The sequence below is a fragment of the Mongoliibacter ruber genome (assembly GCF_003003005.1).
Taxonomy (GTDB): domain Bacteria; phylum Bacteroidota; class Bacteroidia; order Cytophagales; family Cyclobacteriaceae; genus Mongoliibacter; species Mongoliibacter ruber.
Map to the genome: position 1 here is coordinate 56,388 of NZ_PVTR01000002.1, position 26,333 is coordinate 82,720.

23 protein-coding genes are annotated in these 26,333 nt (G+C 39.4%); 15 read left to right on the plus strand and 8 right to left on the minus strand.

The window, feature by feature from the left end; genetic code table 11:
* Positions 1–33 precede the first annotated feature (33 nt).
* Together nusA and CLW00_RS03585 are read right to left on the minus strand one after the other, a co-directional pair.
* Positions 34–1,278 (minus strand): transcription termination factor NusA, encoded by a 1,245-nt coding sequence (gene nusA, locus CLW00_RS03580; RefSeq protein WP_106132292.1) that lies wholly within the window; start codon positions 1,276–1,278, stop codon positions 34–36.
* 5 nt (positions 1,279–1,283) lie between these two features.
* Positions 1,284–1,754 carry a ribosome maturation factor RimP gene (locus CLW00_RS03585; protein WP_106132662.1) on the minus strand — a complete coding sequence of 157 codons (471 nt, stop codon included), beginning with the start codon at positions 1,752–1,754 and terminating at the stop codon, positions 1,284–1,286.
* A gap of 221 nt (positions 1,755–1,975) precedes the next feature.
* On the opposite strand from CLW00_RS03585, the gene CLW00_RS03590 reads away from it, so the two are divergent.
* Genes CLW00_RS03590 through rodA form a run of 5 tightly spaced genes read left to right on the plus strand, consistent with a single transcriptional unit; the run spans position 1,976 to position 7,434 of the window.
* The gene (locus CLW00_RS03590; RefSeq protein WP_106132293.1) at positions 1,976–3,004 is read left to right on the plus strand and encodes a rod shape-determining protein; all 1,029 of its coding nucleotides are present in this window, start codon (positions 1,976–1,978) and stop codon (positions 3,002–3,004) included.
* Between the two features lie 7 nt (positions 3,005–3,011).
* Positions 3,012–3,845: a rod shape-determining protein MreC gene (mreC, locus tag CLW00_RS03595; RefSeq protein WP_106132294.1), complete on the plus strand. Its 834-nt coding sequence runs from the start codon at positions 3,012–3,014 to the stop codon at positions 3,843–3,845.
* Positions 3,838–4,359: a rod shape-determining protein MreD gene (locus tag CLW00_RS03600; RefSeq protein ID WP_106132295.1), complete on the plus strand. Its 522-nt coding sequence runs from the start codon at positions 3,838–3,840 to the stop codon at positions 4,357–4,359. The genes mreC and CLW00_RS03600 overlap by 8 nt, the downstream gene beginning before the upstream one ends.
* Positions 4,359–6,158, plus strand: a complete 1,800-nt coding sequence (gene mrdA, locus CLW00_RS03605) for a penicillin-binding protein 2 (RefSeq protein WP_106132296.1) — start codon at positions 4,359–4,361, stop codon at positions 6,156–6,158. Before CLW00_RS03600 ends, mrdA begins: the two co-directional genes overlap by 1 nt.
* 1 nt (position 6,159) lies before the next feature.
* Entirely contained in the window at positions 6,160–7,434 is a 1,275-nt protein-coding gene (gene rodA, locus CLW00_RS03610; RefSeq protein ID WP_106132297.1) for a rod shape-determining protein RodA, read from the plus strand.
* Between the two features lie 158 nt (positions 7,435–7,592).
* On the opposite strand, the gene CLW00_RS03615 is transcribed toward rodA, so the two are convergent.
* On the minus strand, positions 7,593–8,720 hold the full coding sequence (locus CLW00_RS03615) for a hypothetical protein (RefSeq protein WP_106132298.1): 1,128 nt from the start codon (positions 8,718–8,720) through the stop codon (positions 7,593–7,595).
* A 38-nt stretch (positions 8,721–8,758) separates the two neighbouring features.
* On the opposite strand from CLW00_RS03615, the gene CLW00_RS03620 reads away from it, so the two are divergent.
* The 6 genes from CLW00_RS03620 (at position 8,759) to CLW00_RS21330 (ending at position 16,470) form a co-directional block, all read left to right on the plus strand.
* On the plus strand, positions 8,759–9,085 hold the full coding sequence (locus CLW00_RS03620) for a 2Fe-2S iron-sulfur cluster-binding protein (protein WP_106132299.1): 327 nt from the start codon (positions 8,759–8,761) through the stop codon (positions 9,083–9,085).
* 3 nt (positions 9,086–9,088) lie between these two features.
* Positions 9,089–9,676, plus strand: coding sequence for a thymidine kinase (locus CLW00_RS03625; protein ID WP_106132300.1), 588 nt, complete (start codon positions 9,089–9,091; stop codon positions 9,674–9,676).
* A gap of 4 nt (positions 9,677–9,680) precedes the next feature.
* Complete coding sequence (locus tag CLW00_RS03630) at positions 9,681–11,900, plus strand: PorZ beta-propeller-like domain-containing protein (RefSeq protein ID WP_106132301.1); 2,220 nt, start codon at positions 9,681–9,683, stop codon at positions 11,898–11,900.
* Positions 11,900–12,586 carry a DNA repair protein RecO gene (gene recO, locus CLW00_RS03635; RefSeq protein WP_106132302.1) on the plus strand — a complete coding sequence of 229 codons (687 nt, stop codon included), beginning with the start codon at positions 11,900–11,902 and terminating at the stop codon, positions 12,584–12,586. Before CLW00_RS03630 ends, recO begins: the two co-directional genes overlap by 1 nt.
* Before the next feature lie 267 nt (positions 12,587–12,853).
* The gene (rho, locus tag CLW00_RS03640) at positions 12,854–14,659 is read left to right on the plus strand and encodes a transcription termination factor Rho (protein ID WP_106132303.1); all 1,806 of its coding nucleotides are present in this window, start codon (positions 12,854–12,856) and stop codon (positions 14,657–14,659) included.
* A gap of 413 nt (positions 14,660–15,072) precedes the next feature.
* Complete coding sequence (locus CLW00_RS21330) at positions 15,073–16,470, plus strand: glycine-rich domain-containing protein (protein WP_170073163.1); 1,398 nt, start codon at positions 15,073–15,075, stop codon at positions 16,468–16,470.
* Between the two features lie 51 nt (positions 16,471–16,521).
* Here the strand turns inward: CLW00_RS21330 and CLW00_RS03655 are convergent, their stop codons facing one another.
* Both CLW00_RS03655 and CLW00_RS03660 read right to left on the minus strand, forming a co-directional pair.
* Complete coding sequence (locus CLW00_RS03655; protein WP_106132305.1) at positions 16,522–18,045, minus strand: P-loop NTPase family protein; 1,524 nt, start codon at positions 18,043–18,045, stop codon at positions 16,522–16,524.
* Between the two features lie 2 nt (positions 18,046–18,047).
* A complete protein-coding gene (locus tag CLW00_RS03660; protein ID WP_106132306.1) occupies positions 18,048–19,148 on the minus strand; it encodes a vWA domain-containing protein in 1,101 nt (366 codons plus the stop codon).
* 61 nt (positions 19,149–19,209) lie between these two features.
* Here CLW00_RS03660 and CLW00_RS03665 point away from each other — a divergent pair, with 61 nt between their 5' ends.
* Both CLW00_RS03665 and CLW00_RS03670 read left to right on the plus strand, forming a co-directional pair.
* Entirely contained in the window at positions 19,210–19,416 is a 207-nt protein-coding gene (locus tag CLW00_RS03665) for a hypothetical protein (RefSeq protein ID WP_106132307.1), read from the plus strand.
* A 160-nt stretch (positions 19,417–19,576) separates the two neighbouring features.
* Positions 19,577–19,843 (plus strand): acylphosphatase, encoded by a 267-nt coding sequence (locus CLW00_RS03670; protein WP_106132308.1) that lies wholly within the window; start codon positions 19,577–19,579, stop codon positions 19,841–19,843.
* Positions 19,844–19,845: 2 nt separating this feature from the next.
* Here the strand turns inward: CLW00_RS03670 and CLW00_RS03675 are convergent, their stop codons facing one another.
* On the minus strand, positions 19,846–20,091 hold the full coding sequence (locus tag CLW00_RS03675; protein WP_106132309.1) for a Kazal-type serine protease inhibitor family protein: 246 nt from the start codon (positions 20,089–20,091) through the stop codon (positions 19,846–19,848).
* 135 nt (positions 20,092–20,226) lie between these two features.
* Here CLW00_RS03675 and prfA point away from each other — a divergent pair, with 135 nt between their 5' ends.
* Both prfA and CLW00_RS03685 read left to right on the plus strand, forming a co-directional pair.
* On the plus strand, positions 20,227–21,303 hold the full coding sequence (gene prfA, locus CLW00_RS03680; protein WP_106132310.1) for a peptide chain release factor 1: 1,077 nt from the start codon (positions 20,227–20,229) through the stop codon (positions 21,301–21,303).
* 82 nt (positions 21,304–21,385) lie between these two features.
* On the plus strand, positions 21,386–21,925 hold the full coding sequence (locus CLW00_RS03685; RefSeq protein WP_106132311.1) for a GNAT family N-acetyltransferase: 540 nt from the start codon (positions 21,386–21,388) through the stop codon (positions 21,923–21,925).
* Positions 21,926–21,987: 62 nt separating this feature from the next.
* Here the strand turns inward: CLW00_RS03685 and CLW00_RS03690 are convergent, their stop codons facing one another.
* Both CLW00_RS03690 and CLW00_RS03695 read right to left on the minus strand, forming a co-directional pair.
* The gene (locus CLW00_RS03690) at positions 21,988–23,238 is read right to left on the minus strand and encodes a cystathionine gamma-synthase family protein (protein ID WP_106132312.1); all 1,251 of its coding nucleotides are present in this window, start codon (positions 23,236–23,238) and stop codon (positions 21,988–21,990) included.
* Positions 23,239–23,442: 204 nt separating this feature from the next.
* Positions 23,443–26,250 (minus strand): YCF48-related protein, encoded by a 2,808-nt coding sequence (locus CLW00_RS03695; protein ID WP_106132313.1) that lies wholly within the window; start codon positions 26,248–26,250, stop codon positions 23,443–23,445.
* Positions 26,251–26,333 lie beyond the last annotated feature (83 nt).

Here is a 26,333-nt window from a genome sequence, read left to right on the forward strand (position 1 = left end):
TATAGGCCAATTATTGTGGAAATCGGCTCTTATTTACTGTTCAAATTCCTGTCTCAAGATTTTAAATACTTCATCTATAGTCTCTTCCTCAAGTTCTGTTCTTCTCAACAAATCTTCTTTTGTCAGAGTCAAGACACTTTTTGCAGTATCTAATCCTGTTTTTTTCAACTCGTCAATTACCCAAGTTTCGATTTCATCCCCAAATTCTTCCAAGTCCACATCTTCTTCCTCCATCTCACTTAATTCTCTGAATACATCAATTTCGTATCCAACTAATCTAGAAGCTAGTCTGATGTTAAACCCTCCTTTACCTATAGCCATGGACACCTGGTCAGGCTTTAGATAAACAGAAAGTCTTTTCTTTTCTGCGTCTGCGGCAATGGAACTTACCTTTGCAGGACTCAATGCCCTGGCTACGTAAAGTTCCAAATTATCTGTATAATTGATGACGTCTATATTTTCATTCTGCAATTCTCTAACGATGGCGTGAATTCTACTTCCCTTCATACCTACACAGGCACCTACAGGATCAATTCTATCATCATAAGATTCAACTGCAACTTTTGCTCTTTCTCCTGGTTCTCTGACAATTTTCCTTATTGTAATCAATCCGTCAAATACTTCAGGAACTTCATTTTCAAACAACCTCTCCAAGAAAATAGGAGATGTCCTTGACAGTATGATTTTGGGGTTACCATTCACCATCTCCACTTTATGCACGATAGCTCTTACAGAATCTCCTTTTCTAAAGCGGTCCTTAGAAATTTGCTCACTTTTAGGTAAAATCAATTCGTTGCCTTCTCCATCTATCAAAAGTACTTCTCTTCCGAGTATCTGATAAACTTCTGCTGAGATAATCTCTCCTACAAGCTCTTCGTACTGATTGAAAAGTAAATCCTTTTCAAGATCTTTTATTCTCTGTATCAGAGTCTGTCTGGCCATCATTACAGCCCTTCTTCCAAACTCCTCCAACTCGATCTTTTCGTACACTTCTTCGCCAACTTCAAAATCGGGCTCAATTTTCTGTGCATCAGACAAACTGATTTTATCGAAATCCCAGATATCTTCAGAATTGTCATCAACAATTTCCCTGATTCTTAAAATTTCCAAGTCACCTTTATCTGCATTGATGGTCACATCAAAATTTTCATCCGTTTCATATTTCTTGCGAATCATCGCTCTAAATACATCTTCAAGTATACGGATCATGGTGGGACGATCCACATTTTTAGATCTTGCAAATTCTGCAAATGATTCTATTAGAACTTTAGCATCCATTGTTTTTATTTAAAAGAGACTAACACAATTGATTTTTTAATCTGGTCAAAAGCTATTGAGAAGGTTTCTTCAGTAGCTTTCTTCCCTTTTCCTTTTACTTTAATCTTGAGCTGAATGGCTGTAGCTTCTACAGCTAATAGCTCTCCCTCAATATCCTTACCGTCTTCTAAACTTACCTTGATTTTTCTTCCAATATTTTTCTCATATTGCCTTCTGGAAGAAAGAGGGAAGTCCAGGCCCGGTGAGGAAACTTCCAGTATGTAAGCTTCATCCAATAATTCCTTGGCTTCTATTTCTTCAGCAACTTGCCGACTGACAATAGCACAAGTATCAATATTAAGCCCGGCATCAGCGTCTATAAGAATTTTTACTTGGGATTTAGCTCCCTTGTCTATAATCTGAACTTCTACAACAAAGTGACTTTCATCCGGTAGATGTTTTTCAACTATTTCTTCTATAACTTGCTTAGTACTCATAATGATATTAGGTAATAAACGAAAGAGGGGACTCATGTCCCCTCCCGTTACCTTGGATAATACAATGCAAAGGTAACAAAATTATTACCACAAAAAAAAACAGCATTCTTGTAATAAATTGACAATTAGATAATAATTTTGCCGACCCACGTTGAATGTTCTGCACATATTGTGCTAAGTTTGACCATTAATTCAAAGACAAATTCTATCAAAATACTATAATGGGATTATTCGATTTTTTTTCAAGTGATATTGCTATTGATTTAGGTACAGCCAACACGCTGATCATACATAAAGATAAAATAGTCGTGGATGAACCATCCATCATTGCAATAGACAGGACTACCAACAGGGTTCTGGCTGTAGGCAAAGATGCCATGAACATGCACGAAAAGACCCATGAAAACATCAAGACCATCCGACCTCTCAAGGACGGAGTGATTGCGGATTTTTATGCAGCTGAGCAAATGATCAGAGGACTGATCAAAATGATCCCAGGTCATAAGAAAAGCATGTTTCCCAAGTCTCACCGAATGGTGATCTGCATTCCTTCAGGTATTACTGAAGTGGAAAAAAGAGCAGTAAGGGATTCGGCTGAGCATGCAGGAGCCAAGGAGGTATATATGGTGTATGAACCAATCGCTGCTGCAATAGGTATCGGGATAGACATTGAGAAACCAATGGGATCAATGATAGTAGATATCGGTGGTGGTACAACTGAAATTGCCCTTATCGCGCTTTCAGGGATTGTAGCTGACCAGTCTATTCGCGTAGCTGGAGATACATTTACCAAGGATATTCTTGATTATATGAGAAGGCAACATAATCTTCTTATCGGTGAACGTTCTGCTGAAAAAGTGAAAATTGCCATCGGTTCTGCATTGACAGAACTAGATGATGCTCCTGAAGATTACGAAATCAGAGGAAGAGATTTGATGACAGGTATCCCTAAAGTCATCAAGGTATCTTACTCAGAAATCGCATTTGCTTTGGATAAGTCTGTATCCAAAATAGAAGAAGCAGTATTAAAAGCTTTGGAGATTGCACCACCGGAACTTTCTGCAGATATTTATGATAATGGAATACATCTAACCGGAGGAGGAGCATTACTTAAAGGTTTGGACAAAAGATTGCATCAAAAAACTAAACTGCCGATTCATATAGCAGAGGATCCATTGAGAGCTGTGGTGAGAGGTACTGGCACCGCATTGAAAAATATTCATAATTTCAGAACCGTTTTGATGACCTAATGTTTGAATGCAAAGCATTTTATTATTCCTATACAGGCTAAGAGCTTTCTTATTATTCATCTTTTTGGAGGCAATCGCCATATGGCTGATTGTCTCTTATAATTCGCAACAAGGTTCCGCTTTTTTCAATAGTGCCAATCAACTCAGTGGCTCTGTGCTTACCGCCCAAAATAATGTGGCGGAGTACTTTTCATTGGCTACTGTGAACAAGAATCTGGTGGAAAAAAATGCAGAACTCCTTGCTGAACTTGAAAAGTACCAAAAACCTGCAGATAGTGTTTTTATCGAACTGGATAGCGTTCTTCTCCATAGTTTCCAGTTTAAAGGTGCAAAAGTGATCAATAATTCGATCAACCTATCCCAGAACTTTATCACGCTTAATAAAGGTGCAAACCATGGCATCAAAGAAGGAATGGGCGTTTTTAACGAGGAGGGAGTAATTGGTAGGGTAAAAGGGGTTACGAGGAATTTTGCTTCGGTTATTTCAATTTTACATACTGACTTGTTGATTTCTTCTAAAATAGCTTCTACTGAAGTTTTTGGATCTACCAAATGGGATGGTAAAGATTCCAAGTACGCAAAACTCCTTTATGTTCCCAGGCATGTGAGTATTCAGAAAGGCGATCAGGTGGTTACTTCAGGATACAATGCTGTGTTTCCTGAGGGGATTCCCATAGGCCATGTTTCAGAAGTCAAACAAGGCTCTGACACTAACTATCTAGACATTACAATAGAGCTTACCGCAGACCTCAGTCGTGTCTCTTATGTTTATTTGGTAGAAAACAACCAAGAGGAAGAACTGAACGAACTCTATCAATCTAACGGAATCAGTAATGAGTAGCGGACGTTTATTTTTGTTGTCAATAGGCTTTATACTTTACCTAATCATCCAGGTGCTTCTGTTGAAAAACCTCGTTCTTTTTGGTACAGCGTTTTGCTTTTTGTACGTGCTTTATATTTTGCTTTTACCTGTAGATCTCAAAACTATTCCCTCTCTGCTGATTGCCTTTTTCTTGGGAATCGGTGTGGACTTGTTTTATGATACGCTAGGTATTCACACTGCCAGTATTTTAGCTGTAAGTTTTGTCAGAGCAGGATGGTTAAAAATTCTGACACCAACGGGCGGTTATGATGATGACCTACAGCCTTCTATGCTCAATATGGGCTTTGGGTGGTTTTTGACATACAGTTTGCCTTTATTTTTACTTCATCATTTTTTATTTTTTTATATCGAAAATTTAGGCACTAATTTATACTTACCTGTCGTTCAAAAAATTGTATTCAGTACTATTTTTGTCTTTATAATGAGTATTATTGTTCAGCTGTTATTTTACAGGAGAAGAAGGGGAATTTAATGAACGAACAGAGGCCGATTACCATCATTATTGCCATCATTTTGGTAGGTATGGTATTACTGACCAAATTATTCTTGATTCAGGTTGCAGACGATAGCTTCCTGAAGAGAGCGGAAAGAAATGCCATCCAAAGAGTAGTTGACCATCCTTACAGGGGACTGGTAAATGACCGTAATGGCAACATTATGGTTTACAACAACCCTATTTTTGACCTAATGGTCATCCCTAAAGAATTCAACATAAAAGATACTGTCAGATTCTGTGAAATTTTCCAAATTAGTAAGGAAGATCTTATTGAAGGCTATACCGCTGCCAGAAAGTATTCCAGTGTCAAACCATCTCCTCTGATCAAACAGATTTCAACATCTGAGTTTGCCAAAATACAGGATTACTTGATTGATTATCCGGGACTTTTTGTCATGACCCGAGCGGTCCGCTCTTATCCTCAACCGAGTGCAGCCAATGCTCTTGGGTACATTGGGGAAATAAGTGCCACACAACTAGAGCGCGACACTGTAAAATATTACCGTCAAGGAGACTATGTGGGACTTAGCGGTATTGAAGGTTTTTATGAAAGAGACTTGCGAGGTGTAAAAGGGGTCAAGTACAAAATGGTGAATGTAAGGGGTATAGACAAAGGATCCTTTAAAGGAGGTGAATTTGATACTGCTTCTGTAGCAGGAAAGAATTTAACGTCTACGATTGACATTGAACTCCAAAAATACGGCGAGATGCTGATGGAAGGAAAGAGAGGCTCTGTAGTAGCGATAGAGCCTAAAACTGGTGAAATCCTTTCTATGATTTCAGCACCAAGTTATGACCCAAATGTACTGACCGGTTCCAAATTCAGCAGCAATTACTTACTCCTAAATAGAGATGAAAGTAGGCCTCTTTTTAACCGACCCATAATGGCCATGTACCCTCCTGGGTCAATCTTTAAAATTGTGCAGTCATTGGTAGGGCTTCAAATGGGTGTTTTGACACCAAATACCACCTATGCCTGTAACCGGTCTCTAGTGGCATGTCACAACCACTCCAGCCCTGTCAACCTATTTGGTGCCATCCGAAATTCCTGCAACCCCTATTATCATCAGGCATATAGAGCCATGATCAATAGAGAGGTTTCCAGCAGCACTTTCAAGGATACCGAAATCGGTTTGAATGCATGGAGAGAATATGTTCTAAAATTTGGACTAGGAGGCCCTCTTGGGGTAGACTTGTTCAATGAAAAAGGTGGCTCAATACCTTCCAGTACCTTGTATGACAGGGTGTATGGATCAGGTAGGTGGAAGTACTCTACCATTTATTCCTTGTCTATTGGACAGGGAGAAATGCTAGTCACCCCACTTCAGATGGCGAACTTGGCAGCTATTTTTGCCAATAAAGGTTATTATTATGTCCCTCATCTAGTCAAAGCAATTGATGGAGACCCAAGAAGAATCCCTGAAAAGTACAGAACAAAAATGGATGTTGGTGTCGAATCTCATCACTTTGACCTGGTACAAGATGCCATGGCCGAGGCTATCTATGGCACAGCCGCCCGTGCTGCAATAAAAGATATCACCATTGCAGGGAAAACGGGTACCGCCCAAAACCCCCAAGGTGAAGACCATTCTGTATTTATTGCATTCGCTCCAAAAGAAGATCCCAAAATCGCCATAGCTGTATATGTAGAAAATGCAGGCTGGGGCGGTCGAGCCGCTGCAAGTACGGCCAGTCTAATGATCGAAAAATACCTGCGCGGTGAAATTACGCGCCCGTCCCTAGAAGAATACGTGTTGGCAGGAAAATTTATGTAAAGTGAGACAGGACGATTTATACATCAATAAAATTGATTGGATTACAATAGCTATCTATGCTGTATTGTTGCTTATTGGCTGGTTTAATATCTATGCTGCAGTATATGATGAGCAATTCCCAAAAAGTATTTTTGACTTATCGATTAACTCCGGCCAACAACTGGTTCGTATAGGTGTCGCAGTGCTAATAATCCTACTGATTATGGTAGCTGATTATAGATTATTTGAAAACCTCTCATGGATATTGTATTTCCTGTTTTTAGGTTTTCTGATCATAACTCCTTTTATAGGAAAAGAAGTGAACGGTCAAACCCTCTCAATCGGATTTGGATCTTTAAGGATTCAACCCGCTGAATTTGCTAAATTCACCACAGCTCTTGCTTTGGCCAAATTTATGGAAAGACCAAGCTTTGATCTCAGCCAAGTCAAACACCAACTACAAGCTTTGGCAATCATTATGTTGCCCGTCTTTTTCATCATGTTGCAACCTGATACCGGTACTGCTATGGTGTTTTCTGCGTTTTTTATAATGTTCTACAGGGAGGGTATGCCTCAAAGATACTATGTCCTAGGTCTGACTTTTATCGCCATTTCATTATTGGCATTGGGTATAGAAAACAATCTTTACTTGGTAGTAGGTGTAGCAGCAGTTATTTTCTTGCTTATTATGATAGGCAAAAAAAAGATATCCAGAATTATAAGTTTTGCAATCCTAGGAATCGTCATTATCGGCTACAGCTATAGCTTGGATTATGTAGTCTCTAAATTGCCCGAACATCAGCAAAACAGGATCATGGTCCTTTTCAACCCAGATCTTGACCCCTTAGGGGCGGGTTGGAATGTGACACAATCAAAGATTGCCATCGGTTCGGGAGGTTTTCTGGGAAAAGGATATCTTGAAGGTACTCAAACCAAATTTGACTTTGTGCCGGAACAACACACAGATTTTATCTTTTGTACATTAGGGGAAGAGTTTGGCTGGCTTGGAAGTCTTATAGTTGTTACGCTTTTCTGTGCACTACTTGTTCGATTAGTCATGCTGGCAGAGAGACAAAAAAACCGTTTTTCCAGAGTATATGGTTACTGTGTAATTTCGATTCTCTTTTTCCATTTTATGATCAATATCGCCATGACTATTGGCTTGTTTCCTGTGGTAGGTATCCCCCTTCCTTTCTTTAGTTATGGAGGATCCTCACTTTGGTCATTTACCATTTTACTGTTTATTTTCATCAAATTAGATTCGCACAGAATTCAATTGCTTGGAAGAATGGGCTAAATCATCCCAAAATAAAAAGCTATTTTCAAGATTCAAGTCATAAATTCTCTTCGATATACTCTTTTGCTCATGGCAAGTCCTTTTACAATTTTTAGGCTTCCATATATCGCTGTTGAAAAAAATTTCGATTGCATATTTGATATAAAAAAAGGGGTTTGTTAACCCCTTTGATCAAATTTCCGAAATACAACTTGAAGAAATTCATTTACAGGTTCTGAATCTTTATCCCAATTCAACTCCGAAACATAGCGCTGATTGATCACTTCTATTGCATCTACAAAATTTTCACACTTGTCAATAGACTTCAGTGCATGTTTTAACAAATCTGGGTTTCCTTCAAAAAGCTCCTTGGTGAACATGATCTTTTGATTGATACCCAAGCTTTCTGAAAGTTCTTTGATAGTACCTTTCATAATGCTGTACTCTTCATTTTCAAATCTAGCCCAAGCTTCAAGTGGGTCTATACTATCTGTTTGTTTATAGGAAGCAACTTTCATGGCTTGAGTTTCGATGACATTTACCTCTTTGACTACATCTTTCGTGTCCGATTCAATAATTTCTTTTTTGACGTCCGGTTGATGTACAACAACCTCTTTTGGTTTGGATACTTCTACATCTTCAATGGGAGTTAAAACATCATGTGATCTCTCTTTTTTCAATTCATCTCCAATTCTTAGCTTGGAAAAATCCAAAGGCAGGATATCATTCATCCCTTGAAGCAAAGATTCCGCTGATTCCAGGTTTTCTTCCTGTTGCTCAAAATTATGAGCTACTGCAGACTTGTAGGCCTTTACAGAATATCCTAATCCAGCTCTATCTACCAGGTCATTGACCAAAGAAGAATGCCATTTGAAATATTTCTTATTTTCTCGGATGTAATTGGGCAAATGCTGTTCAGGAGTTTTATCAAATTCTTCGCTGAAATATGCGACAGGATCAACTGCTAATAAAATTGAATATGCGGCTGCCTCTGCTAAAAGCGGTTCGAAATACTCTTTCTCTATCTTAATCGTTCGGGAAAGGACATTCATAAACTCCTTGAGCGCCTCGTGAACATTTTTATCTCTGTAATCAAAATAAGGATTGCTTTTAAGCTTCTCCAGCTCAAGCTGCCATGCCTCAAACAAGGTTTTGATTACAAAAAAATTAACCTGTGAAGAATTGGTCAGCTGCAGGATCTCCTGCCCTGTCATGTACTTTTTTTGAGAAAAATAACTATCACAGATTTTTTGTGAGTACTGTACTGCGTAGCTTTCTACGTATTGGCTGTTTAACTTAGCGTTCATTGCTTGAAGATAGTTTATACTAATCAGACACGAAAATAATGCCGAAAATTATTATAGAGAATCTTAATCACTTGGAAATTAACACCAATGAAAGGGAAAGTAATGTAATTGAATTGATTCACGGGAATTTTATAGACTGGATGCATGCCTGCGGCAAAAAGGGGCGATGTACTACTTGTAAAATGATTGTAGTCGAAGGGGCGGAAAATCTTTCAGCGCAAACAGAACGGGAGGAATTTTTCAGGTCGAAGGGCAGGTTAAACAATTCCGAAAGATTATCTTGCCAAGCTAAATTGAAAAAAGGAGAAATTACCATCCGTGTGGCTGACGAAAACAAGTTTCCACATATGGTTTACAGCGAATAATATATGTTTATTGAACCTTCCATAGGTAAATCCAACCCAAAAGATAAAAAAGGACATATTGAAGTAATATGTGGGTCTATGTTTTCGGGAAAAACAGAAGAGCTTATCCGTAGACTAAACCGGGCCTTGATTGCAAAACAAAAAGTAGAAATTTTCAAACCTTCCATTGATAAGAGATACCATGAATTTGATGTGGTTTCACACAATGAAAGCTCTATAAGGTCTACTCCTGTACAGTTTGCCGAGGATATTATTCTACTGGCAGGTAATTGTGAGGTAGTGGGAATAGATGAAGTACAGTTTTTTGACAACAGGATCGTGCATGTCGCAACAGTCCTGGCCAACTCAGGAAAAAGGGTAATTCTTGCCGGTTTGGATATGGACTTTGAAGGGAACGCATTTGAACCTATGCCACAGCTCCTTTCTATTGCTGAATATGTTACAAAAGTTCATGCTATTTGTATGAAATGTGGAGACCTGGCTTCTTATTCCTTCAGGTTAAGTGCCACCAAGGATAAGGTGCTTTTGGGGGAAAAAGAAAGCTACGAGGCCCGCTGCAGAAAATGCTTTTTTGAAGATAAAGACAAATAAGCTCATGGTAAAAAGCTGTCAAGTGGGTTGCTGTTTGTTTTTTGATAATTGCCGCTTTTGGGCATTAGCTTTAATCTCGACACTGACTTGCCAATTTTCATTTTCACAATCCAATATACCAGTTGGGACTTGGCAGATTCACAATTCATACCTTGACAGCGGAATACTTACAGGATCTGAAACATCCATATTTTCAATCACCGGCAATGCTGTTTTTTATTTGAATGTAAATACGAGAGAGGTAAATACTCTTACGGTGCTAGATGGGCTCTATGATCAAAACTTTACTACAGGCACTTTCGCTCCAAATTCAAAAAAACTTATCCTCTCTTATCCTGACGGTAGCATTCAACTGATAGGAGAAAGAGAAATCAGCACCATCACACCCTTAAGGGATAACCCCCAAATCAACCAAAAGAGGATCAATTCCATTAAAGTAAAAGGCAATTTGGCTTTATTATCCGGGGCTTTTGGGATGGCTGTGTTGAATGTTGGTAATGAAACTTTTGAGGCTTCGTTTACCAACTTGGGAAAAAACGGAGATGCCTTAGAAATTTTTGACCTGACAGAAGATCCGTCAAGATATTATTTGGCTACCGCAAATGGCCTTTTGATAGGAAATAAATCCCGCAACTTGAACGACTTCCGAAATTGGGAAAGAGTGGCTGAAACAGGAAATTCCCTAATTGAAACTGAAACAATAGGTAGCCAAGTATTTACGATTGACGAAAAAGGAACACTTTCCCTTTTTAATAGAGAAACCTTTGAGTTGGAGAATATCATCGGGATCAGTAAAGCTAAAAACTTACATTTTTTTGGAGAAAGGCTTTTTTTTCAAATGGATAATAGTGTCTATTCAATAAACGAGAATGGATCATGGAACCTTTATTATAATAATGAAGCCCAGAATATTTTTTCAGATTACTTCATTTCTAACTCCGGTTTTTTCCTTCAGATCAAAGGTGAAGGAATTGTCACAGGAGATGGCTCCACTTTTTCACCAAATGCACCACTTGCTCAGATCAAAAACTTCCTTCCAAGCAGGGAGGGTTCATTTGCCATCCCATATTTTCAAAACTTACAAGGAGAGATCAAATTGGCCAACAGACAAATCCTAAGTCGCCTTTTTCAAGGAAGGTGGGAGAAATTGGTATCTCCGGAAGAAATATTGACAATAGCTCAGATTGGATTTGACATTTACTTTGGAACAAATACTGGATTGTGGAAAAAGACAGGCAATAACCTCATAGGAGTTACACTGCCAGGATTGCAAGATCAACCTTCGGTAAGCAGTCTCCATGTAGACCAAAATGCAAATCTTTGGATTGGTCTAGGAAATGGTGATTCAAAGCTTTACAAATTGACTCTAAGAGGTGAATTGGAGCAAGTAAATGTTCCCGGTTTAGCAATCCCTTACAAAATCATTTCAGATCGGGCTTCAAATTTATGGATACTCCAGAGAAATCAGTCTGGCAATTCCAGTCTTCAGGTTTTCAATGAGAATTCAGGATTGAACAGAATGATCGGCACAGTCAATAGTACTGGCGGATTGGCTAATGCTAATCTTCTTGACATAGATATTGATTACAATCAGCGTGTTTGGATAGGAACAGAAAATGGTGTTGCTTACATTCCCAATGCCAATACCATCAGCAATAGCAGCACAGTCAATACGATAGTCCCCAATTATTTGGGGAGGCCATTATTGGCTGGGGTTATTGTTTCCCAGGTGAAAACAGCCCCGGATCAGACCAAATGGTTTGGTACAGAAAATGAAGGAATATGGAGGTTTTCGGAGTTTGGTGATGAGCTCATTGAGCAATTTGGAAGGAACAACAGTCCCTTGGTTTCAAACCGAGTGGAGAACTTGAATCTAGATCCGTCTTCCGGAGAATTGCTGATTGTTCAAGAGAATGCATCATTCTCCTACAGGACTTCTGCCATAGAGTCCTATGCATCATTGGAAGAACTCAAAATCTTCCCAAATCCGGTAAGGCCTGAATTTAATGGGCTCTTGAGTATTGAGGGACTCACTGATTTTGCTCAGGTAAAAGTAACCACCTCGGCAGGAAGAGTGGTTTATTCTGCGGAGATCAGAGGAGGGAAAGCAACTTGGAACCTACTGGCACTTCAGGGAGGCAGGGTGCAGCCTGGCGTGTACTTGGTATGGGTCATGGATGAATCGGGAAAAGAGCGGGTCTCAGGTAAATTTGTTGTTTTGTAATGCTAAAAAAAACTGACGGGATAGTTCTTTCCTACCTGAGGTATCAAGAAACCTCCATAATCACTAAGGTTTTTACACGAGATTTTGGGCTCAAAAGCTACATTATCAATGGTGTCCGAAGCAGCAAAGCCAAAAGTAAAATGGCCTTGTATCAACCTTTGACTATCTTAGAGATGGTGGTTTATGAAAAAGAAAACGCCAATATCAACAGAATTTCAGAAGCCAAACTTCGACAAGCATTTCAGACAATCCCATTTGATTTCTACAAATCGGGCATTGCTATGTTCATGGCTGAGGTGCTTTCAAAGTCAATTTATGAAAGTTACCAAAATGAAGACCTTTTTGATTTCCTTGTTCAAACCATTGCATTTTTGGATAGTGAAGAAGTATACCTGAGTCATTTTCCGATTGTTTTTTTATGGGAAACTTCCAAGTACTTGGGCTTTTCACCGGACAATGCAAGGGGGTTTTTTGAAGAAATACAGGAAAACATTACCAATCAAATGGATTGGGGAAAAGAAATGCAGTCCCTAAATATGATCATCGATCAGTCATTTGCTTGTCGGGAAAAGATTCCCTCCAAAACCCGAAGAGATCTTCTTGACCATATGCTATTACTTTACAGCAAGCATTTGGATTTCAATGGAGACTGGAAGTCAGTAAAAGTCTTGCGCCAACTGATGTAATAAGCGCCTTGATTTTGAGAATGTTCGGTCAAAAATCGATGATTTAAAGAAAACATTGTCAAGTAAACAGGTATTGGCAGTGATAAGGGAATAAAAACTTGCGTATTAAGTATTGAACAGTTAATATTGTGACATAACAGTATTTGAAGAATCCTCTCCCCGGGGATTTTAACTATCCTGAATTTCTTTTTACTTCAGTTAAATAGTAATCAATACATCATCATTTCAATTTACATCACAGTATTAATTTAATTTCGTAAGCTTTTTATGTATAACATAGAAGAATTAAGGATCAGACTTCTATCAGAGTTGAAGGAGATCGCCGAGGAGTTGGGAGTAAAAAACTTCAAAAATCTCAAAAAAGATGACCTTGTATATGCCATTCTGGACCAACAGGCCATCACTCCTGAACAAGCACTCCCAAAAAAGAAACCTTCTGTCACTGAAGACGAACCAAAGAAGGAAGAAAAAAAGACGGAGCCCAAAGCAAACTCACCCAAAGCTGAAGCTCCTGAAAACAAACCTGCTTTTAAAAGGCAAAATGTAACTGAACTTCCAAAGGATGCACCTAAAGAGGAGTCAAGACCGAAAAAATCTGAAGCTTCCAAACCTACACCAAAAAAAGTAGAGCATAAACCTAAAGGAGAATCAGCGCCTAAAAGGGAATCTCCTTCTAAAGCGGAATCAGCACCTAAGGCAGAGTCAGCGCCTAAAGTGGAGCCAACAAAAGAGGAAAAAAAACCTATTCCTCCACAACCGGAAGCTGATGAAAAGCCAAAGTTTATCCGACCTAGAAGAAAAGTGGTGGAAGTAGAACCTACACCAGCACCGGAAAAGCCACAAGAACAGGAAATAGAAATCCCTAGGAGAAAAAACATAAGGGATACAGAGGAAGCGCACATTCCAGCCGCTGAAGTCGTCTCTTCCAGAAAAAAACCATACGTAAGTCCGAAAGAATTTGAAGGTATTATAGAAAATGAAGGAGTACTGGAAATCATGTCCGAAGGATATGGCTTTATGAGGTCTCTTGATTACAATTACCTTGCTTCACCAGACGATATATACGTATCCCCATCTCAAATCAAACTTTTTGGACTGAAGACAGGAGATCATATCAAAGGCTCTATCAGACCTCCTAAAGAAGGCGAGAAGTATTTTGCCCTTCTTAAAGTAATTACCGTAAACGGGAAAACAACCGAAGAAATCAGAGATAGGATTCCTTTCGAATACCTCACTCCATTATTCCCGGAAGAAAGACTAAACCTTTCTACAAAGGCAGACCATTACTCTACCCGAATCCTAGATTTGTTTGCTCCAATCGGTAAAGGACAAAGAGGTATGATTGTAGCGCAGCCAAAGACAGGTAAAACTGTATTGTTGCAACAGATTGCCAATGCCATAGCGGAAAATCATCCTGAAGTACATTTGATGATTCTACTGGTAGATGAAAGACCTGAAGAGGTTACTGACATGGCACGTTCTGTAAAGGCGGAAGTAATATCTTCCACATTTGATGAACAAGCTGAACGACATGTAAAGGTTGCCACTATTGTACTCGAGAAGGCCAAAAGAATGGTAGAGTGCGGTCATGATGTAGTAATACTTCTTGACTCCATCACCAGACTTGCCAGGGCTTACAATACCGTAGTGCCATCATCAGGAAAAATCCTTTCCGGTGGTGTGGATGCCAATGCATTACACAAACCGAAGAGATTCTTTGGTGCGGCCCGTAATGTAGAAAATGGAGGTTCATTGACCATCATTGCTACAGCATTGGTAGAAACAGGTTCTAAAATGGACGAAGTGATCTTTGAAGAATTCAAAGGTACTGGCAACATGGAATTGGCACTGGACAGAAAACTATCCAACAGAAGAATCTATCCAGCCATCGATGTACCTGGTTCAGGTACAAGAAGAGAGGATTTGCTCATGGACAAAGAAGAAATGCAAAGGGTGTGGATCCTGCGCAAGCTTATGTCCGACATGACTTCTCAAGAAGCAATGGAGTTCCTATTGCAAAGAATGAAAGGCACAAGAGACAATACCGAGTTTTTGATATCCATGAATGGGTAACAGAAAGTCTCAGATAAAATAAAAAAGCCGGTCAAATGATCGGTTTTTTTTTTACCTGCTCCGGTCAGACATATTTCTTTATCCTTCTTTGAAAGTATTTTTTTTGTAATTAAGCCAATTCAGATGGCATAATTTAAACTATATCTCAATGATACCTACCCTAGATAGTTCTCATCATACAAATTAGAATGGCGTTTTTAGGGTCTATTTTTCCTACTAGAATAGGCATTTGAATAAGGTTGTTTTTTGAAACTAATCGAATCCCTAAAACTCTATTGTATTCGAAATACATAAAGTTTAATACAAAAAACATTATTTATTTTTTTATAAAAACTCTTTGACTTATTTTTGCGCTGTCAATCAGATTGATACGCCCCGAATATTTATGAACACTTTTATACTTTAATCATTTCATGGTTGAATTCAGGATAAACAATAGAATAGTATTTCTATTGGTTTTTACATTAGCTTATTTTGGATTAAGCAATAGTATTTTTGCTCAATTGTATAATTCCCCAGGAACATTTACTTACACCGTACCCACTTATTCAGGTCCAGATCCCGGACCGAATGAGATACTAGAACTTAGTATTCAAGTTACAATTGTTGGCGCTGGTGGTGGTGGAGGAAGAGGCAATGGCGCTGGAGGCGGCGGTGGAGGACAGGTTATCACAATTACAAGAATCGTAAATGAAGGTGATGTATTTAATGGTATTGTAGGTACCGGAGGAGCTGGTCGAACAGGCAGCAATGGAGTTGGACTAGCAGGCTCGAATTCTGTGTTTGATGGAATTGTCGCAGCAGGTGGGTCTGGAGGCGGTGGGGGAGATGCTGGAAATGGAGGAAATTCGGGAAATGGCAATTTAGGTGGAACTGCGGCTATACCTGTTTCAGGGAATGCATCTGATTCAAGAAATTCAGGCGGCGGTGGCGGTGGCGCAGCAGAAATAAATGGGAATGGAGCCAATGGCGTTTGGTCAGGAAATAACGCTAATGGTGGAAATGGCGGTGAAGGAATAGACGGATTTGGAGGAGGAGGAGGGGGAGCATCAAAAGGTCAAGGTAATGGAAGTAATGGTACAGGTGGCCAAGGGTTTGATGGAGGAACTGGTGGTTCCAGAGGTGTTGCAATAGATGCAACAAATGGAGGCGGTGGCGGCGGAGGCGGAAATGGCGGTGGTCGCGGTGGACACGGAGTTGTGATAATTACCTTTCAAGCAAGAATTCTTCCCGTAAAATATACATCTTTTCAAGCTACATACAACCTTGAAAACAGAGCTTCTGACATCACCTGGACTACAGCCAAAGAATGGGAAAACTCTCATTTTGAAATTGAAAGAGCTATAGGTCAGGTAAAGGATTTTGAACTTGTAGGCACAGTAGAAGGTATGGGCTTCTCTGATGAACCCATAGATTATGCCTTCTCAGATAAGAAATTACCATTGACAGGGGGTGTGGCCTATTATCGTCTGAAGCAGGTAGATTTTAACGGTAATTTCCAATACAGTGAAGTTTTAAGTGTAAGAATCCCATCTACTCAAGTACAATCGGGTGTCTGGAGGGCTTACCCTAATCCTTCCAAAGGGCAGAGGCTAAATCTAGATTTGGTCAACATACAGGAATATAACAATGAGCCTATAAGTGTAAGGATAATATCGCCATTGGCAGAAAACTTTATGATTGATGGAAGCAACATCAGAGATGTATCAGATAAATTGTCCGAAAAAATTCAAAGCTCAACGAATGGACTTTACATCCTAGAAGTCTATTGGGGTCAAAAGCGAGAATACATTAAAGTATTAAAAAATTAAATGCATTAGAAAAAAAGGGTCAACAATAAAACTGTTTGACCCTTTTTTCATTTACATATCATCATCCTCAAAATCTCCTTCATCTGGCGCTCCCATGTCAAACATACTGCTGAACAAATCCTTGAACTGTAACCCGGTATCAAGTAATTTTTTACTCAGTTGACTATACTCTGCAAGTCCATGCAACAAAAATTCCATGAAGAACTCCTTCTCTTTTTCTGGCAGATTTTTGACCATTTTGGTGACCAAGTCCTCCAGACCAGGTACTTGGTGTAGCATGGATTTATACTCTTTATCGGATTGGGAAGCTACGATGTCCAGCTCATTTCCTTCACCAAACCAAGACAATGGCAATACATATGGATTGCCTTCTTTTTCTTTTTTCTTTTGTTCAGGCGAAGGGAAATAATTCACAAATTGTGAGCGGATAGCCTTTCCGATCAAGTTGTAGGCTACCAGGCCGGCGCCTTCTTGTTCACCTTCATAGACGAGCTCTACTTTTCCGGTAATAGCAGGAATTACCCCTATCAAATCCGCTACCCTAGCTACTGTGTTTTCCTCTTGATTCAGGTACAACCTTCTTTCTGCAGCTGATACTAGGTTTTCATATGCAGAAATGGTTAATCTGGCAGACACTCCACTTTTTTCATCTACATATTCACTGCTTCTCGCTTCTACAGCGATCTGTTCTATCAGATCTTTGAGGAGCTCAGGAATATGAATTTTATCGACAGGCTTCCCTTTAAGTTTGGCTTCCTGTGCAGTGATTCTTTTTCCGATTTCAATAGACTTAGGATAATGTGTAATGATCTGGCTTTCTATCCTATCTTTCAATGGGGTCACGATCGAACCCCTGTTAGTATAATCTTCTGGGTTTGCGGTAAACACAAACTGTATATCCAATGGCAACCTCAACTTAAATCCACGAATCTGAATATCGCCTTCCTGAAGTATATTGAATAAGGCCACTTGAATTCTTGCCTGAAGATCAGGTAACTCGTTAATCACAAAAATAGACCTGTGAGACCTAGGCACTAGACCATAATGTATAACCCTTTCATCATTGTATGAAAGCTTCATTGTTGCAGCTTTGATCGGATCTACATCCCCTATCAAGTCAGCTACTGACACATCTGGAGTGGCAAGTTTTTCGGTATAGCGGTCTTCTCTATGCCACCAAGAGACAGGGGTCTGATCCCCTTTTGACGCTATCAAGTCATGGGCAAAAGAAGTCAATGGTTGCAAGGGATCATCATTTAGCTCTGAGCCTTCCACCACCGGTACATACTCATCCAAAAGCTTGGTCATCATCCTGGCTATTCTTGTTTTGGCCTGACCTCTTAACCCAAGCAAATTAATGTTGTGTCTTGAAAGTATCGCCCGCTCAATGTCAGGAATAACAGTATCCTCAAATCCCCAAATTCCTTCAAAGACATTAATTTTCTGATTGATTTTTTTTATCAGGTTTTGCCTGAGTTCTTCCTTAATGCTCTTGGCTTGGTATCCACTTGCTTTAAGTTCACCAAGGGTTTTTATTTTCAATAATTCGCTTGCTTTCAAATTTTCGTAATTCATTATCAAAATCTTTTAGTACGGTTTTTTCTGTAATCTTCAAAAATCAAATCTCCCAGACCTTTCAAGTTACTGTAATAGGCATTTCCATTGTTTACTTTGGTAAACTCTTTTACAAACTCCTTCAAATAGGGATCAGATGCAATCATAAATGTGGTCACAGGGATTTTTAGTTTCCTGCATTGTGCAGCTAGCTTAAGCGTTTCTGAAAGTATTTTACTGTCGATTCCAAAAGCATTTTTATAATACTTGATACCCACCTTGAGACAGGTTGGTTTCCCATCAGTTATCATGAAAATCTGCTTGTTTTGATTTTTTCTCCTTCTGAGTAGATCCATTGCCAATTCCAATCCGGCTACGGTATTGGTATGGTATGGCCCCACTTGGAGATATGGTAAGTCTTTAATTTCAATTTGCCATGCGTCGTTGCCAAAGACAATCACATCCAGCGTATCTTTTGGATACCGGGTTTTTATTAATTCGGCTAGAGCCATTGCCACTTTTTTAGCTGGTGTGATCCTGTCTTCACCATACAAAATCATAGAGTGACTGATATCTATCATCAGAACGGTAGAAGTCTGAGTTCTATACTCATTCTCTACCACTTCAAGATCATCTTCAGTCAATAAGTAATCTCCACCAAAACCGTGGTTTACTTGCGCATTGCGGATTGAATCAGTGAGTGCTATCTGATCCAGGTTGTCTCCAAAGGTATAAGGCCTTCTATCAGTGCCCTTTTCATCGCCCGGGCCTGAATGGGTAGTTTTGTGCGATCCTCCCTTACCTCTTTTGAGCTTCCCGAAGATCTCTTCAAGAGCACTCTTTCTGATAGTCTGTTCTGCCTTCCCTGTGATCTTGATTTCTCCTTTGGCATTTTCTTCAGTCAAGTAGCCTTTGGACTTGAGGTCATCTATAAAGTCACCTATTCCATAAGATGGATTGGTAAGATTATGCCTTTTGTCCAGATTGCTCAACCAACTCAAAGCCTCTGCTACATCTCCACCTGTCATTGTCACCAATTGCAAGAAGATATTCAACAGATTATCAAAGGTGTTTTTCTCAGGATCATGGGGTGGTATGTACTTGGTAAATCTAAATCCTTTCATACAATGGGTAACAATCTGAAAGCTAGAGTAGTTTATATATTATCACTAAATAACTGAACCAATGAAAGATTACTTATTTCCAGTGTACCTAGCGACGGCATTTTTGATCGTTTTTGTCACTGCCATTCACGCCGGAATCAATACCGCAATAATCCTGTTTATGTTCTCAATATCGCCTGCAATAGTCATCTGGATGGTATACAAAGTACTGACAGCAGATGTAGAAGTCGATGATACCTTTGATGACAAATGGTACCAAGATCAGTAGTAAGATCATCACGATCAACTCGAAAGTATTCTGTCTGTTTTTAAATAGAAATTATAACACAAATATTATCTTTTCCGTCCATAAATTGTACTCACCGAACACGTATAGTAGTATAATTATTTAAATTGTGGAATGTAAATTCATCCAAAATCAACTGTTCATGAACCGACAAATCAGGGTAAGCGGCAAAGTGCAAGGAGTCTTTTTCAGAAAAAGCACTCAAAAAAAAGCGCTTGAGTTAGGCTTGACTGGTTGGGTAAAAAATGAGGAGGATGGAACGGTATTGGTAGAAATCGAGGGAGATTTGCCATCAATTTTAGCCATGCAGAGTTGGCTAAGACTAGGGCCTCCAAATGCTGTAGTAGAGAATCTTGACATTATCACCGGAGAAGAAAGAGCCTATGAGGACTTTTTAATACTTGAATAAAATCAGTCACATTCTCCCTCAGTGAATTTCACCACACCATTGTTTCTTGCTATACAATCATTGGAATAAGTCACTCCATTACATCCGCATACTGGCTTGTAGATCATATAACATGCTGCATCGGGATTGATCTTACTTCTATCGATACAGGTTTCGTCTACCACTTCACGAGGCACGTTGTCTTCACACTGAAAACCAGAAAGACCAAATACCATTGCGAAGAGAAAAGTAACAGCTGATTTTTTCATAATCTTTTCATTTACAATACTAAGACGGAGGTTTGGACTTAAAAGCTACAAGTAAGGTAAAATTTCTTTTCAATTGAACCAAAATGTGCTTCCCGGAAATTTTACTAATTTTGCCAACCTAAAAATTAATACAACATGCTTGACAAATTACAGGCGCTCAAAGATAGATTTATAGAAGTGGGTCAATTGATCATCCAACCAGATGCAATGACCGACATGAGTAAATACACGAAGCTGACCAAGGAATACAAAGATTTAGAAAAAGTGGTGGAGCTTTATGACCAATATAAACTGATCATTGATAACATCAAGAGCACGAAAGAAATATTGGATAAAGAAAAAGATCCGGATTTCAGGGAAATGGCTAAGTCAGAACTTGATGAACTTCGCAAGAATGAAAATATCTTAGAGGAGAAACTCAAACAGCAATTGATTCCAAAGGATCCCAACGACTCAAAGAACTGTATACTTGAAATCAGAGGTGGAACCGGAGGAGATGAAGCCGCTATTTTTGCAGGAGATCTTTTTAGAATGTATGAAAGATTCTGTGAAAAACAGGGTTGGAAACTTACGGTACTGGATTTGACCTTTGGATCTTCGGGTGGATACAAAGAAATCATCAGCACTATCACAGGAGCTGATGTATATGGTATGATGAAATTTGAGTCTGGCGTACACCGTGTACAAAGGGTTCCTACCACTGAGACACAAGGAAGGGTACATACATCAGCTGCATCAGTAGCTGTCCTACCCGAAATGGATGAAGTCGAAGTAGATATCAACATGAATGATGTCCGAAAAGACACTTACTGTTCATCAGGACCGGGAGGTCAATCTGTAAATACCACATATTCGGCGGTGAGGCTGACACATAATCCATCTGGACTTGTAGTGACTTGTCAAGATGAAAAATCTCAGATCAAAAACTTTGAAAAAGCCCTAAAAGTACTTCGTTCAAGACTCTATGAGATTGAACTCGCAAAGCATAATGATGCTGTGGGGGCGCAACGGAAGTCAATGGTTGGTTCTGGAGATAGATCTGATAAAATCAGAACCTATAATTACCCACAAGGTAGAGTCACAGATCACAGAATTAATAAAACTGTCTATAACCTTCCCAATGTCATGGATGGCAACATTGAAGAATTTATTTCAGCCTTAAGACTGGCCGAAAATCTTGAGAAAATGAACACTTCGGGTTTGGAAGAATAGTTTATTTACAAAAAACCGCATTTCTTTTTATGGATTCTCGTAAAAAGGGCGTTACCTTAAGGTTAAGAAACCTGATTTTTACATGAAGATAAGCGGAAAGAATAATATTGAGCTGGTTAGCTGGAATGAAAAGCATTTTCACAATCTCTACCCATTGGCAAATAACCCAAATATTGCGAAGAATCTTCGTGATAGTTTCCCCTCACCTTATACCATTCATGATGCCAGACATTGGATTGAACACAATCAAAAATTCAATCCTGCACAGAATTTTGCAATAGAATTTGAAGGTAATCTCGCAGGTTCTGTAGGCTGCGAAATTGGCAAAGATGAACTCCGAACAAATATGGAGATTGGTTTCTGGCTAGGGGAAGCTTTTTGGGGAAAAGGCATTGCCACAGAGGCTGTAACTTTGTTTACAGAGTATGCACTAGATAAATTCCCTGAAATCAAAAGGATATTTGCTCAGGTTTATGATTCCAACGTAACCTGTATGAGAGTACTCGAAAATGCAGGATTTGAGCCGGAAGCAATTATCCGCCATGGATATATAAAACATGGCAAAGTGGGTGATCTATTCCAGTATGTTATCATTAGAGATGAAGTAGAAAAATTTGATTAAACCTGATGCTTCGCTCTACACTTTAAAATAGAAATGGCCTCCAATCATAGAGGCCATTTTTATTAGCACTTTTCGAGGGCTTGCTCAATGTCCCAGATTATATCTGAGGGATGCTCCACCCCAATGGAGAGCCTGACCAATTTTTCAGTAATACCAATGCTATCCTTATCTTCTTTAGACACATCACTGTGGGTCATGGTAGCCGGATGTTCTGCCAATGACTCTGTGCTACCCAAGGATACCGCCAGCTTGATCAATTTGAGGTTGTTCAAAAATTTGAATGCTTCAGCTTCTCCTCCTTTAATATCAAATGAAAGCATGGCTCCTGCACTGGAGTGCTGCTTCTTGTAAATAGCATATTGCCTACTTCCTTCCTCAAGGTGCCCCAAATAATAGACTTGTTCAACCTTAGGATGTTGAGAAAGGTATTGAGCAACTTCTACCGTATTTTCCGCCTGCTTGGACATCCTGACTTTCAAAGTCTCAAGACTTCTCATCAATAACCAACCTGTCCAAGGGCCCGCCATATTTCCCAAAAAAGTACGCAAGGTCCTTACTCTTTTCATATGCTTAGACTTCCCCAATACAGCGCCTGCTATCAAATCTGAATGGCCACCAATGTATTTGGTCGCAGAATAAACAACCAAATCCGCTCCATGCTTCAAAGGATGCTGCCATAATGGTCCCATATAAGTATTGTCTACACATACCACGACTTCTTTATCTGAAGTACTTAACCTATCTGCTATTTTTTTACACTCTTCCAAATCAAAAAGCGCATTGGTCGGGTTTGCCGGTGTCTCTACATATACCATTTTTACTTTATGCTCTAAACCCTTTCCTTTGAGGTCTTGAAAAACCTCTTCTTCACTTTGGGTATTGGTAAAGCCATGACCTGTTATTCCGTACTCCGGCAAGACTTTATTGATAAAATGATCTGTTCCTCCATATACAGGCTTGCTATATAAAATCGCATCTCCTGGACGTAAAAACTCCAGCATGACTGTTGAAATCGCCGACATACCGCTCTCAAAAACAGCACATTCATCTGCTTCATCCCACAGACATAACCTTTCTTCCAAAATCTGTAAATCAGGATTATTTAACCTTGAATATATCAGGCCAAGCTCCTCATTAGGCTCTTTTTCTCTTTGGCCATACGCAACCTCAAAAAAAGCTTTCCCCTCTTCTGCGGAGTTGAAAACAAAGGTTGAAGTCTGGAAAATCGGGCATTTTATTGCTCCCTCTGACAATGCCGGTTTGTAACCATGGGACATCATCAGACTTTCGGGTTGGAAATATCTATTGTTCATAATATTTGGGTTTTATCAGTACAAATCAGCACAAAACCTTAACAATTAACAAGACCGAAATAAAAATAATATTTTGTAAAAAAAGATACTACCTATAGGATATTTTTTGTTCTCAAAACAAAATACATCCTATTCAAATTCAGTAAAACATTATATTGAAATTTTTCAAAAAATCCTGTTTTCGATTCAAGAAATTAGGCCACTCTATTTTACCAATATTTTCTTAAAAATTTCTTTGTCTCTTGTTTGTATACTGATGGTATGTAAACCTTTGGGCATATTGTCAAATTTAAATTCAAACATACCCTCAACAGGTACCACTTCATTTAAGGTTTGCCCCAAAGCATTGTGAATACTGATCTTACGAATCCCTGATATACCTCTCAATTTTAAGTTAAACTCACCTGAAGAAGGGTTTGGGTATAAGCTTACAGACTCCGTTTCAAAAGGTCTTTCGACAATAGAGGTAATAAGGTTGACATTGACTGGCAAAGTTCTGGTTTCACCTTCATCACAACCATTTTCAGGAGTAACAGAAATGGTAAAATCACCCTCTCGTTCCCATTGAACAGTAACCTGACTTGTTCCTTGTCCATCCACTATCCTTCCGCCTTGCCCACTGATTTGCCATTGATAGTTTACTTCAGCCACATTGACTACGGAGTACTCTTCCTCTGTAAGGCCTACCATTTCCGGTCCCGATATTACAGATGGCATTTGAGGTGGTGTCTGCACCATAATTTCTTTCACAAAAGTCTCCCCATTTCCACATGGATTACTTGGGGTCACACTTACCGACTGGTCACTGACATTGATCCACCTTACCAAAATCCTATTGGTACCTTGACCCTCAGTAATCAGTCCTCCACTCACTTCCCAAATAAAATTAGTACCTGGAATATCTTCTATGCTGTACTCCATGAAGCTTTCTAAACATACCGCACCTTCGCCTTCTATTTCGTCGATCATTTCCGGTTCAGTAGACACTAGCACCTCTAAACCTGTAGTTCCGCCGTTGCCACAGAAATTCTGCCCCCTCACCAATACAGCATTTCTTCCGGGTACATCCCAAGCTACTACAATTCTTGTAGTGCCCTGACCTTCCAAAATCGTCCCACCATCTACTCTCCATTCAAACTCTGTATCCAATTCAACTGCCTCTTGAACAGTATATACTTGCTGACTCAAGCAAATATTATTTTCTCCAAAAATCACCGTTGGAGTTTCTGGCACCTGACAATCATAATTAAACAAACTGCCTTTTTCCCCTACTGCAAAACCATTACTGAGCGTCCCAAAGCTGATTCCAGTGAAGTCCTGGAAAGTTGAAGTAACCAATCGCTCCCAATTCTCCCCACCATCCTTTGTTTGGATAATCAAACCTCTTTCTCCAGCAATAAAACCGACCGACTCATCCAAAAACTCAATTGCACTTAGATTTTGATTAAAAGTGGTATTGATCCTTGTCCAGGTAATTCCTTTATTTTCAGTCTTAATAATTGCCCCTCCACTACCGATGGCTACAGCTGTTTGTTCGTCAAGCATTGCAAGACCATTGAGGTTTTGATTTGTACCTGAAGTGATTCTCTTCCACTCTCCATCCTCTAATACAGCCACAAAGCCACCTGAACCTATCACGATCCCAGATTCTGGATCAAAAAAAGCAATTGACCTAAAATTAAAATTACTGTTGCCTATATTGATTGTTTCCCAATTGACACCTGCATTTTCTGTCCTTGCCAAAAAACCAGCATCCCCCACTGCATAGCCCAGATTGTTGTTGAAAAAGAAAAGACCATTAATGTTGTTATTAGTACCTGGATTCAGTGAGGTCCAATTCCCACCAGAGTTGGTCGTCCTGAGGATATTCCCATTTTCACCAGCGATATAACCAAATGCATTTGTAGTGAAAAACAAGTCATTAAAAACTACCGATAATGGTCGAGACCTGTCTACAAGCGTATTTCCTCCATTATTGGTTGAAAAAACCCTTCCATTTGGCCCTATGATATAACCTAAAGTGGCGGTCCTGAATTGGGTTCCTGTGTAATCTATCTCCCTTCCTGATAACCTCAAGGACCAACTTTGGCCGGAGTTGGTGGAAGAAATGAGAAAACCATTGCTACCGACAGCAAACACAAGATTTGAGGTAGTCCTAAAACTGGCATCAACATATGTCTCCGAATTATTGATATTGATTCCATCAAAAGTAAGTCCGGCATTGGTAGTCCTCATCAAGGTGGCATTTTCACCTGTGATGGTCCCAAAATTCGTATTTGTCCTGTTAAATGCTACTGCCAAAAGATTCCTTTCAGTTCCTGAATTGATCCTCTCCCATGAATTTCCTGCATCTGAGGTTTTCAAGATGGTGCCAACATTTCCAACAGCATATCCAACTTTCCCATTTACAAAATGAACGTCATTAAGGGGCGTATTTTGATTGGTATTGCTTACCGACCAGTTATTCCCACCATTGAAAGTTCTAAACACCTGACCATTTTCAGCGGCGACATAACCTGTATCTGAATTGGCGAAGTAGAGAGAATTTAAGTCTGCAGTAGTACCGATATTTTGTCTGGCCCAAGACTGTCCTCCATTGGTAGACCGGTATGTTTCTCCATTTTCCCCAACTATATAAGCCCTATTTTCACTTAGAAATTTTACTTTTTTAAGGCTTACAGAAGATCCAATATTAACTAATTGCCAAGAATTGCCCCCATTGCTAGTTCTATAAACTTGACCTTGTTCTCCTACCATTAAGCCTAAGCTTTCATTGGCAAAATCTACTGCCATCATACGGTTCTTGGTAGGAGCTTCTTGTTCCGTCCAGCTAAGGCCGCCATCAATGGTTTTTAGTATTACTTGGTTTCCTGAAATAAAACCCACCTCTTCATTGACCCAGGCAACACCAGTGAATTGATTGCCCCAACCTCCTACTCTTCTCCAAGACTGCGCAAGGGTTATTTCCTGAAATAGAAAAAAAACTAAGAGAATACAAAAAGCTTTTTTCATGGGGTATAGATGAGGGGCATGCACAAAAATAAGATTAATTGGCTAAAATGAAACAGCTTGGATATAATGGTTTTACCTCCCCA